This is a genomic window from Micromonospora sp. NPDC000207 (assembly GCF_040300925.1).
Taxonomy (GTDB): domain Bacteria; phylum Actinomycetota; class Actinomycetes; order Mycobacteriales; family Micromonosporaceae; genus Micromonospora.
The window spans coordinates 24,571-35,568 of the sequence record NZ_JBEPEQ010000062.1 but is presented as its reverse complement, the minus strand read 5'-3'; the positions used below and the strand labels follow the sequence as shown (position 1 = coordinate 35,568).

At 71.2% G+C, this 10,998-nt stretch carries 10 protein-coding genes; 7 read left to right on the top strand and 3 right to left on the bottom strand.

Annotation, left to right across the window (positions count from 1 at the left end):
* On the top strand, positions 1–1,188 hold a 1,188-nt coding region (locus ABT336_RS16800; RefSeq protein ID WP_350897518.1), incomplete at its 5' end, for a helix-turn-helix domain-containing protein.
* A gap of 137 nt (positions 1,189–1,325) precedes the next feature.
* Here the strand turns inward: ABT336_RS16800 and ABT336_RS16795 are convergent.
* Entirely contained in the window at positions 1,326–1,649 is a 324-nt protein-coding gene (locus ABT336_RS16795; protein WP_350897517.1) for a hypothetical protein, read from the bottom strand.
* 505 nt (positions 1,650–2,154) lie between these two features.
* Between ABT336_RS16795 and ABT336_RS16790 the strand changes: the two genes are divergently transcribed.
* Together ABT336_RS16790 and ABT336_RS16785 are read left to right on the top strand one after the other, a co-directional pair.
* Entirely contained in the window at positions 2,155–3,489 is a 1,335-nt protein-coding gene (locus tag ABT336_RS16790; RefSeq protein WP_350897516.1) for an acyltransferase family protein, read from the top strand.
* 119 nt (positions 3,490–3,608) lie between these two features.
* Positions 3,609–4,085 (top strand): DUF8243 domain-containing protein, encoded by a 477-nt coding sequence (locus ABT336_RS16785; protein ID WP_350897515.1) that lies wholly within the window; start codon positions 3,609–3,611, stop codon positions 4,083–4,085.
* A 13-nt stretch (positions 4,086–4,098) separates the two neighbouring features.
* Here ABT336_RS16785 and ABT336_RS16780 read toward each other — a convergent pair whose 3' ends face one another.
* Positions 4,099–6,489 (bottom strand): glycoside hydrolase family 65 protein, encoded by a 2,391-nt coding sequence (locus ABT336_RS16780; protein WP_350897514.1) that lies wholly within the window; start codon positions 6,487–6,489, stop codon positions 4,099–4,101.
* 174 nt (positions 6,490–6,663) lie between these two features.
* Between ABT336_RS16780 and ABT336_RS16775 the strand changes: the two genes are divergently transcribed.
* On the top strand, positions 6,664–7,287 hold the full coding sequence (locus tag ABT336_RS16775) for a phosphatase PAP2 family protein (protein WP_350897513.1): 624 nt from the start codon (positions 6,664–6,666) through the stop codon (positions 7,285–7,287).
* Between the two features lie 279 nt (positions 7,288–7,566).
* Here the strand turns inward: ABT336_RS16775 and ABT336_RS16770 are convergent, their stop codons facing one another.
* Entirely contained in the window at positions 7,567–8,334 is a 768-nt protein-coding gene (locus ABT336_RS16770) for a prepilin peptidase (RefSeq protein WP_350897512.1), read from the bottom strand.
* Between the two features lie 485 nt (positions 8,335–8,819).
* On the opposite strand from ABT336_RS16770, the gene ABT336_RS16765 reads away from it, so the two are divergent.
* From ABT336_RS16765 to ABT336_RS16755, 3 genes are all read left to right on the top strand, one after another.
* Positions 8,820–9,392 (top strand): hypothetical protein, encoded by a 573-nt coding sequence (locus ABT336_RS16765; RefSeq protein ID WP_350897511.1) that lies wholly within the window; start codon positions 8,820–8,822, stop codon positions 9,390–9,392.
* Positions 9,386–10,345 (top strand): hypothetical protein, encoded by a 960-nt coding sequence (locus tag ABT336_RS16760; RefSeq protein WP_502891194.1) that lies wholly within the window; start codon positions 9,386–9,388, stop codon positions 10,343–10,345. The genes ABT336_RS16765 and ABT336_RS16760 overlap by 7 nt, the downstream gene beginning before the upstream one ends.
* Before the next feature lie 74 nt (positions 10,346–10,419).
* Positions 10,420–10,995 carry an SAF domain-containing protein gene (locus ABT336_RS16755; RefSeq protein WP_502891195.1) on the top strand — a complete coding sequence of 192 codons (576 nt, stop codon included), beginning with the start codon at positions 10,420–10,422 and terminating at the stop codon, positions 10,993–10,995.
* Positions 10,996–10,998: the final 3 nt, after the last annotated feature.

Below are 10,998 nucleotides of genomic sequence, written 5' to 3'. Positions count from 1 at the left end.
CGGGTGGCGCAGTGGCGGGTGCGGCGGCGGATGTCCCAGCAGGTGTTCGCCGACCGGTTGGGGAAGTCGAAGAGTTGGGTGGACAAGGTCGAGCGTGGTGTCCGGGCGTTGGACAGGTTCTCGGTGATCCAGGAGATCGGCGAGGTGCTCCGGGTCGATCCTCTCGTGCTGGTCGGCCGGGACGCCCCGCAGGTGGCGGTCTCCGAGGCGGGCGTGGACGGTGTGGACCGGATCCGGGCCGCCCTCGCCTGCTACGAGGTGTTGCGCGTCGACGCGCCGGTTTGGTGTCCGTCGGCGGCGGAGGTGCACCGGCATGTCGGGCATGCCTGGTTGACGTTCCAGCACGGTCACTACGCCCAGCTGGTACGGATGTTGCCGGGTCTGCTCCAGGCCGCCCAACGGCTGCACGCCGTCGACCCGAGGCAGGGGATGGGGCCGCTGGTCCAGGCGTACCGGATCACGGCGTCTCTGCTTGTGAAGCTCGGTGACGCCGACCTGGCCTGGCTCGTCGCGGACCGGGCGATGACCGTGGCCGCCGATGCGCCGGTGGTGGCGGCGACGGCGGCCGTCTCGGTGGGGCAGGCGTTGCGGGCGCTCGGCCGGGACCGGCTGGCGTGGGCGGCGACTGTCAGCGCGGCCCAGCGGATGGCGGCACCGTCGCTGCGGCGGACACCTGAGGTGCTGCCGGTCTTCGGTGTCCTGCTGGTCGAGGCCGCCCACGCGGCTGCGGCGTGCGGTGACCGCCGGGGCGTCGTCGACCTGCTGGACCAGGCAACCGTCGTCGCCGAGCAGGTCGGCGGGGACGTCGATCAGTACCAGACCGGGTTCGGTCCGGTGGCCGTGGCGCTCGCCGACGTGGTGACGACTGCCGGGTTGGGTGACGTCAGGGAGGCGGTACGCCGACACGAGCAGGTTGTCGACAGGGAGCAGTGGGGGAGGCTGCCCGCCGAGCACCGAGCCGCGTACCTGATCGACGTGGTTCGGGCGTACCTGCACCTGGGCGACCTGGCCGGGGCGGGCCGGCTGCTGGTCGAGGCGGACCGCCTCGCGGCGGCTGAGGTCCGGTGTCGGCCGATCGGACGGACCGTCCTCGCCGAGGTGTACCGGGACGGACCGCCCTCGGCCGGGGTGGCGCGGCTGGTGACGGCGGTCGGAGTGGCCCGGTCCGGCGGACCGTCGACGACTTGACAGGACAGGCCCAACAACGGAGAGAACGTCTTGACAATTGCCCACCGACACCGGTGGGTCGATTACCAGAAAATGGTCCGGCCATTCCACTGAAAAGGGATGGCCGGACCATTCACCGAATCGCTAGAACGGGCCGGTCAGGACCGGGGGCGGCCGTCCGAGGGACAGTAGAGAATCATGTCGACCCAGGTCGCGTTGCGGTTACGCTGCCACACCCCGTTGGCACAGTTTCCGTCGTACTTGGCGATGAGGCTGCCGTCGGCCGTGCTGATCCGCTGGACGACTCCGCCGACACAGCTCCAGTACTGCTCCCGGGGAATGGTCTCCGTTCCCGTCCGCGTGGTCCAGCACTTCCAGATCTCGGTGGCACTGACCTGCGCGGGGGCCGCCGACGCGGGAGCCGCCAGGGGAGACGCGATGAGCATCGCTGCACCGACAAGCCCGAGGGCGAACTTTCTCACTGATGCACCTCTCATTGATAGGGGTTTTTCCCGACAGATCGAACGCTATCAGCAGCCGCGCGGCCGTCGCTACCCCTCAACCATGGATGGGGCCCCTGCAACAATTCTCACACACCAATTCCCTACCAATCTGACCAGCACTTCCGCACAGCCATGAGACTGCCCGGAAAGCCGGTGGGTACCAACATCGACGTGGATGCGGTAGGGTCCCGCGCCGGCGATGCCGCCGACACTCAGGGGCATATTCGTTTTCCGACACAGGTGTCCGACAGCCTTCCTTCAGGCAACCCCCAGGGAGCGCTTCGGGAGTGACGTCGCCTCGCCGCTCGGCACGCCGACCACCCGACGCCGCTCGGCACGCCGACGCCGGACGCCGGACGTCGCGGGAGCCCACCGTCGGACACCTTCCACACCCCGGGAGTCCGTCGGAACAGTCGAAAAGCAATCAAACATGTTGAATTCGGGCATAATTCTGACGGTCACCGTTGTCTGTGAGGAGTCACCTGTGCTCGCGTCCCGACTTCAGCGCGCCCGTCCGACCCCACTGTCGGAGCGCTACTCGGCCCGGCGAAACGCGTTCGGAACGCTGCGGGTGGCGTTGGCCGTCGGCGTGATCGTCGCCCACGCCTGGCCACTCGGATTCGGTCGACCCGCTCCCGGACACGGCCTCTCGTCCGGGCAGAGCGACCTCGGCGCGCTGTCGCTGTACGGCTTCTTCTTCGTCTCCGGGTTCCTCATCACCGACAGCGGGCTCCGCTCCTCGTTCACCCAGTTCGTCAGGGCCCGGCTGCTTCGGGTCTTCCCGGGGCTGTGGGTCTGTCTCCTGGTCACCGCGTTCGTCTTCGCCCCCTTCGTCGCCCTCGTCGAGCGCGGCACCCTCAACGGTTTCTGGAGTCACCCGCAGGGACCCGTCGAGTACGTCCGGACCAACTGGTTCGCCTCGATGGAGCAGTTCCCCATCTCCGGACTGCTCTCCAGCACGCCGTTCGGCCAGCTCGGCGGCGGCCCCAGCGCCTTCGACGGATCACTCTGGACCCTCCGGTACGACCTCGCGTTCTACGCCGTCGTGGCAGTACTGATCGGGACGGCGGTGCTGTCCCGGGCACCCCGGGCGGTGCTGCTCCTCACCGGGGGCTGCTACCTGCTGATCCTGCGCGACGTCCTCACCGCACCCGACTGGACGAGTCGCCCGCCAGCCCACGGGGCGGTGGGTCCGTTCCCGCTGATCGGCTCGTTCGCCGCGGACTGGATGCTCCACCTCGGCTTCCTCTTCCTGTTCGGGGCGGTACTGCGGCTCTACGCGCACCGGGTGCCGATGGACGGCCGGATCGCCACGGTGGCCGCAGTGGTGACCGTCGGGACGCTGGGATGGGGCGGGTTCTACGCCATCGGCCTGCCGGCCTTCACGTACCTGCTGCTCTACGTCGCTGTCGCGGCACCGGACCGGTTCGCCCGCCACGCCCGCCGGCACGACTACACGTACGGCCTCTACATCTACTCGTTCCCGGTTCAGCAGGTGGTCGCGCTGCTGGGCGGCAACCGGTTCGGGATCACCGCGTACGTCCTGCTCAGTGTGCTCGGCACCCTGCTGTTCGCCGTACCCTCGTGGCATCTGGTGGAGCGACCGGCCCTGCGGTGGAAGGCCGCCGCGCTCCCCGGCCGGCACCGGCAGCGCCACCACCCGGTGGCGGCGGAGCCCCGCCACCCCGCGCCGACGGTAGCGGAGGAGGCCGACCGCGAGCCCACGCCGACGGTCACGGAGGGGGACCGCCGACCCGCGCTGACGGTGGCGGAGCCGGCGGGTCCGTTCGCCTCGGCCCAGGCCACCGGCCGGTCCTGACCGGGTGACCTCCGGGTCCGCCCGGCCCGGTCGGCAACCCGCCGCCCGGCCGTGTCGTTGATCCGGTTGCGACCGTCGGTGGTCGGCGCGACCGTGACGACGAACAGAGGAGGTACGCCGTGACCGGTGCACGCAGGACCGTCGAGGTGGACGAGGTCCTCTTCCGGGCGGTGTACGACTCCCCCGCGAGCCTGCCCGGCCGACACCGGTGGGTCACTGTCGAAGCCGACGTACGCCGGATCGAGAAGCAGCTCGGGATGCCCCCGCGCACCATCGGCGCCCCGCTCTGGGTCAGCGGTGACGAGCCGGACTGCCCCAAGTGCGGCCGACGGGTCAACTGGCTCGACATCGTCTCGTCGGCGCTCTCCGGGGTGCACGACCGGGCGATGATCGCCCGGGTGATCCTCGGTGACCGGCGGTACGTCAACACCGAGGTCCCGGCCGCCATCGCCGGGGTGTACTGCGTGGACTGCCGTACCCCGATCGACGGGCTGCGCAGCTTCAAGTGCCACAACTGGGCGTACGCCTTCGAGGCCCTGGAAGGGGTCCTGGCGAGGATGTCCGGCCTGCCCGCACCGGCCATCCCCGCCGACTGAAGTGGTCCCCTCCCTATCGGCGGGAGGGACGGAGGGTGGGTGGCGTCGCGGGCTCGGGGCCGTGGTCGGGCAGGTCGGGCAGCGGCCGGGTGACCGGGGCGGCGGCGGTGACCCGGAGCTGTTCGCCGTGGTGCCGGAACTCCACCTCGGCCCCGGGCTCGGCGTCGGGCAACTCGTACCGGGCACCCGCCGGGGTCAGCGTCACCTGGAGCCGGTGTCCCCGCCACCGGAGGCTGAACACCAGCCGGTCGACCCGGTCGGGCAGTCGGGGGTCGAAGGCGAGGACGCCCTGGTCGTCGCGCATGCCACCGAAGCCCTGCACCACCGCCAGCCAGGCCCCGGCCAGGGAGGCCAGGTGCAGGCCGTCGCCGGTCTTGTCGCCCAGGTCGGCGAGGTCCTGGAGGGCGGTCTCGGCCAGGTAGTCGTACGCCAGGTCGAGGTGGCCGAGTTCGGCGGCGACGATCGCCTGCGCGGACGCCGACAGGGACGAGTCGCGGACGGTCCGGGCCTCGTAGTAGGCGAAGTTGCGGGCCTTGGCCTCGGCGTCGAAGTCACCGGGGAAGCGCTGCACCGCCAGCACCAGGTCGGCCTGCTTGACGACCTGCTTGCGGTACAGCTCCAGGTAGGGGAAGTTCAACAGCAGCGGGTAGTCGTCCTCGGTCATCGCGTCGAAGTCCCACTCGGGCAGTTCGGTGAAGCCCGCCGACTGCTGGTGCACCCCCCGCTTGCGGTCGTAGGGCAGGTGGACCGCGTCGGCGGCGGCCCGCCAGTCGGCGATCTCGGCCGGTTCCACGCCGAACCGGGCAGCGACCTCGGGGTTGGCCTCGGCCGCGTCGGCGGCCCCGCGCAGGTTCCGCCGGACCATCAGGTTGGTGAAGACGTTGTCGTCGACCAGGGCGGTGTACTCGTCGGGACCGGTGACCCCGTGGACGTGGAAGCTGCCGGTGCCGGAGAAGTGTCCGAAGCCGTGCCAGAGTCGGGCGCTGTCCACAAGCAGTTCCAGCCCGGCCTCGGCGAGGAAGTCCTGGTCGTCGGTGGCGGCGACGTAGCGCAGCACCGCGTCGGCGACGTCGGCGTTGACGTGCATCCCGGCGGTCCCGGCGGGCCAGTATCCGGAGCACTCCCGGCCGCCGATGGTCCGCCACGGGAAGGTGGCCCCGGGCAGGCGCAGCTCGGCCGCCCGGTCCCGGGCTTCGGGCAGGTGGGCGTGACGCCAGCGCAGGGCGGAGCGGACCATGGCGGGGGCCAGGTAGGTCAGCACCGGCAGGACGTACCCCTCGGTGTCCCAGAGCACGTGCCCGTCGTAGCCGTTACCCGTCAGCCCCTTGGCCGGGATGGTCCGGTCCACGTCCGGGCGACCGGCCTGGAGCAGGTGGAACACCGAGAACCGGATCGCCTGTTGCAGCTCGTCGTCGCCGTCGAGGACCACGTCGGCGGTCCGCCAGGCGACGTCGAGGGCGGCCCGCTGGTCGGCGCGGAGGGCGTCGAACCCGTCGGTACGGGCCGCCGCCGCCTCCTCGGTGACGTGGTCGGCCAGGTCCCGGTCTCCGGTGTCCCCCGCCGACGTCCACTCGTACGCGGCGAACTTGTCGAGCCGGACCCGGCGGCCGGGGGTCAGGGTGCCGGTGAGGGTGACCCGGAACCGGTCGTCGGTGAGGTCCACGTCGGTGTGCCACTCGTCGGGGGCGTCGATCACGTGGGTCACCCCGACGGCGACCCGCTGTCGGCTGTGTTCGGTGCGGTGCACGAGGACCCCGTCGATGCCGTCGTGGTGCCGGTACTCGCCGGTGAGGGGGTCGGTGACGATCGAGGCCGCCCGGGGGTCGTCGGAGCGTTCCGGCACCCGCTCGTTGGCTTGGAGATCGGAGGTGATCCGCAGCTCGACCGGCCCGTCCAGGGGCTCCACCTCGTACCGGACGGCGGCGATGGGGTGCCGGGAGAGGCTGACGAGCCGGGTGCTCCTGATGCGTACGCCCTGCCCGCCGGGCGAGATCCACTCCGTGTGCCGTTCGACCACTCCGGCCCGCAGGTCCAGGGTCCGTTCGTGGTGGCGCAGGGTGCCGGTCCGCAGGTCGAGTGGTTCGTCGCCGACCCGGAGTCGGACCAGTGCGGCGTTGGGCGCGCTGATCACGGTGTCGCTGCGCTGCGGGAAGGCGTACCCGTCCTCGGGGTAGGTCAACTCGCGCTGCTCATGGAAGCCGCTGAGGTAGCTGCCGGGCATGCCGTACGGCTCGCCCTCGTCGAGGGTCCCGCGCCAGCCGATCCACCCGTTGCTCAGGGCGAAGATCGATTCGGTTTCGGCGAGTCGGTCGAGATCGGCCTCGGTACGCCGGATCCGCCAGCTCTCCTCGTCCGCCGCATCGGCCGATGTCGCCTGCCCATCGACGGTGGGGCTGCTCTGCACGTCGCCTCCAGGCTCGGGAGTTCCACTCGTCGGCCGACCAGCCGGGGCTGACTGAGTGGCCGCTGAGTCTCAGGTGAGGTTTCCGGGTTCACCAGTGAACGCTGGTGGTGAACGGGGATGATTTCCTGCGGTGCCGTGCGGTAAACAGACGCTGAACGCATGATGGGATAGGGTATGTTTCACACCAGCGTGACGGATGTTCCCGACATCAGCACTGATTTGTACCAGGACGTCGTGGAGTTCGCCGACGCCAATCCCACAGCCGCCCAGTGGTTCATGGTCCACTTCACCGAGGTGTCGATCATCCTGCTCGGCCTGCTCCTGCTCTTCGCCGCCTGGCGTCGCCTCGGTGGCAGCCCCGGGGACAAGGCTCTCGTCCTGGTCGTCCCGGCCACTGTGGTCTTCGCGTACGGGCTCAGCGAGGGGCTCAAGCTGGTGATCACCCAGAGCCGTCCCTGCCAGGTCCTCACCGACGTGGTCATCGTCGCCTCGGAGTGCCCCACTGTGGGTGACTGGTCCTTCCCGAGCAACCACTCGACGATCGCCGGGGCGCTGGCAGCCGGCACCTACCTGCTACACCGCACCCTCGGGTGGTACGCCCTGCCGATCGCGGCGTTCTCCGCCTTCTCCCGGGTCTACGTCGGCGTGCACTACCCGCACGACGCCCTGGTCGGCGTCATCCTCGGTGCCACAGTGGTCCTCCTGCTCGCCCCCCTCCTGGTCACTCCCACCACGAACCTGATCCGCCGCCGCACCCACCGAAACCAACAACCCGTCCCCACCCACACCCCCCACTGACCCCCCCACCCCCCACCCCCACCGCCCCCACCCCCACCCCCACCCCCTCCGTCCGCGTGATCAAGGGGTTTGCGTCACCGACAGGCCCCCTGCTGACGCAAATCCCTTGATCACGCGGACGGGCGGACCGGAGGACGGCCCGCCGACACAAGTCCCGTGATCAAGGGGTTTGCGTCACCAACAGGCCGCCCCGCTGACGCAAATCCCTTGATCACGCGGGTGGACGGCCGGGCGGACGGACGGGGGGCGGGGGGCAGGGGGCGGGGAGGGGGTTGGGGGTTAGGGGGGTAGGAGGAGGGTGGTGAGGGTGGTGAGGGTGGCGAGGGTCAGGTGGGGGCCGAAGGGGAGGTGGGTGGACCAGGTGGCGCGGCGGGTGGCGAGCAGGGCCAGGCTGACCAGGGCGGAGAAGCCGAACGCCGTGAGCACCCCGAGGAACAGCACCGACCACCCGTACCAGCCGAGGAGCAGGCCCACGCCGAGCGCCAGTTTGGCGTCGCCGAGGCCGAACCCGCGTCGGCCCAGCAGGAGTGTGGTGGCGGCGAAGAACAGCGCCAGGCCGAGCCCGGCGGCGGTGGCCCGCAGCCAGGGTGCCGTCCCCGCCCCGGTGGCGGCGGCGAGCCCGAGCAGCATCCAGGTGCCGGCCGCCGCCGGATAGGTCAACCGGTCGGGCAGTCGGTGCACCGCCAGATCCACAAGGGCCGCCGGCACCACCCAGCCGAGCCACCACAGCAGCGCCACAGTCGGCAGGGGCGGTGCTCCGATCAGGATCACCGCCGCCACCGCAGCCACCACGGCCGCCTCTACCACGCCGGGCGGCGCGCCGACCCGGGCCCCGCACCGTCCGCACCGCGCCACCGGGCTCAACGCCGGCCACGGCCGGTCCAGGCCGATCGGAGCGGCACAGCCCGCGCACCCGGTCCGCCACGGGGACCCCACCGGTACGGCGTGCCGCACCACCGCCAGCCGGAGCAGCGGTACGACGGCCAGGGCCGCCGACAGCCGTACGCCCAGGGACGTGGGGGATGTCTCCCGGGGTGTCACAGGCATGTCGGGGCCACCCCCACCGCCGGGCCGCCCAACACGTTCCGTAGTCGCGGCGGGGCCTGGTTGTTGCGGATGGCGCGAGAAGTGACCGTCTTGTATCGACGTTGACCAGCGGGTCTCCGGACACCCGAGGGCTTTTCGGCTGCACTGCGTCCCGTTTTGGCCCACCGCTGATCGGACCACCGGAACGCACCGTGATCTGCCACCCGACACCTCCCTGATCCATCACCGTGCGTATTCGGGCGAATTGCCTCTGTTGTATCGGCGGGCGTCAGCTTATGCTCGCCCCCTAGGCACTACGCAACCCCGAGAACCACAGGCGTACGAGTCTGACCAGGACGAACACACCCCCCGCAATTTCAAGATCCGTACAGGTGAATGTGGAACAGGCGCATCGGTTCCGAATATCGGGATCCGGAGACACTGCCGCATGCCCGGAGGTCGACGACGATCCCGGGCCACCCTCGGGTCGATCGAGGAGGCACCCGTTGTCGCGCGCACGACAGCTCCGTCGACGCAGCGCCGGCCTCGTCGTGCTGGTGGTGCTCGGCGCTGCCGTCGGCGGATGCGGCACCGATCCACCTCCCGTCGACCCGTCGCGGGCGACCGGTGCCGCCACCACGACCCGCCCCTCCGCCCAGGAGGAGTCGGCGGCCCGAAAGGACGCCCTGGCCGCGTACGAGGGATATCTGGAGGCGACCAGGATGGCCAGCCGTACCAGTGACCCGCAGCATCCGGAGTTGACACGACATCTCGCCGACCCCCTGCTGACCCGGGTTCGACTGACGATTCGCCAAGCCAAGGAGAACGGCGCGATGCGTACCGGGAAACTGGTTTCCGATCCCACGGTGACCGGCGTCGACCTGGAGGCTGATCCCCCGACGGTGGAAATCCAGGACTGCCTCGACACCACCGGATATCGGCTGGTCTACACCAGGGACCGCAAGGTGGTGCCAGGCTCCGCCGGCAGTCGACACCTGGCCACCGCCACCGCCGTCAGGTATCCCGACGGCAGGTGGCGGATCAGCAGGGGCAACGCCCACCAGGACCAGCCGTGCTGACCCGGGGCCGGACACCGGCTGTGTTCGCCGCGCTGCTGCTCGCGGCGACCCTGGTCGTGACCCCGTCCGCCGGTGGCGACCGGCCCGGCGGGGCGGCCCAGGCCGCCGGTCGGGCCGACCCGGGCGCGGAGTGCCCGCCCGGGCAGGACGACTGCAACGTCTGGGACGACGACCCGGGTACGCCCGGTGACCCCGGCGGTGGCGGGGACGGCGACGGCGGTGGGGACGGCGGCGGGAGTCCGGGCGGTGGCCCGGCCGCCAGGTGCCAGTGGGAGGGACGGGAGTACCCCTGTCACGACAGCGTCCTCGGCTCGTTCAACAACGCCGACGGCTGCTACTACCGGGTCTCCGAACCGCAGCCCACAGAGGTCGAGGGCAGCCTCTGGTACACGGTCACCTGCGTCGACGACCCCGGTTCCCAGCGGCAGGAGCTGCGCGACGTCCCACCCCCCGGCTTCGGTGCCCCACCGGACCCGGAGGAGCTGGCCCGAAGGGCGCTCGCCTCGATCAGCCTCCGGGAGCCCAACATCGCCGTCGCTCCCCGTCGGGGCAACGGCCCCGGCCTGGTCGGGCTGCCGGTGTGGATGTGGGCCAGCCGTGGGCCGAACTACTTCGGGCCGATCAGCGCCTCCGCCTCGGACCGGGGGCTGACAGTCACCATCACCGCCCGGGTCGACCGGATCGTCTGGAACATGGGCGACGGGGAGAAGCGGACCTGCCTCGGCCCCGGAACCCCGTACCGGGCCGACGGCCCGCACGCCGGTGGACCGTCCCCCGACTGCGGATACCACGACGGGTACCCGAAGGCGGGCAGGTACCGGATCAGCGCCACCACCTTCTGGACCGTCAGCTGGAGCGCCAGCAGTGGCGGGGCGGGGGACTCCTTCACCCTCACCCGGACCAGCAACACGACCACTATCGAGATCGACGAGCTTCAGGTGGTGACCAGGTGAGTGTGGTGACGCGCAGCGGTACCGGCCCGGTGGACGCGCCGGTCGTACCGCCGAAGGTGCTCCGACAGCGCCGGATGCGTCCCGGGCTGCTCGGCCTGGCGGTCCTGCTGATCGCCCTCGGCGGGCTGGGGGCCGCGTTCGCGGTGACCTCGGTCCGGGCCACCGGCACCTACCTCGCCGTCGCCCGCGCCGTCGAGGTGGGCCGGGAGGTGGGCGCCGACGACCTCGTCACCGTGCAGGTGGCCGGCGGGCAGGGGCTCTCCCCGGTGGCCGCCGACCGGATCGGGGAGGTGGTCGGCAAACGGGCAGCGGTGTCGCTGACCCCGGGCACCCTGCTGACCATGGCCCAGCTCACCGACGACCCGCTGCTCGGCTCCGGGCAGCAGCAGATCGCGCTCGGCCTGCCCCCCAGTGAGGTGCCCGCCCGGAAACTCAGCCCCGGCGACGAGGTCCTGCTGGTCACCACCCCGGACCGCAACTCCGACAGCAAGGGTCCCGGCACCCGGTTCGAGGCCACCGTGATCGACACCGCCACCCCGGAGACCGGCAGCGTGGTGGTCTACCTGGCGTTGGCGAACCGGGACGTCCCGGCGGTGGTGGTGCTCGCCGCCCAGAAGCGGATCGCCCTCGTCCTGACCAGGGCGGCCTGAGAG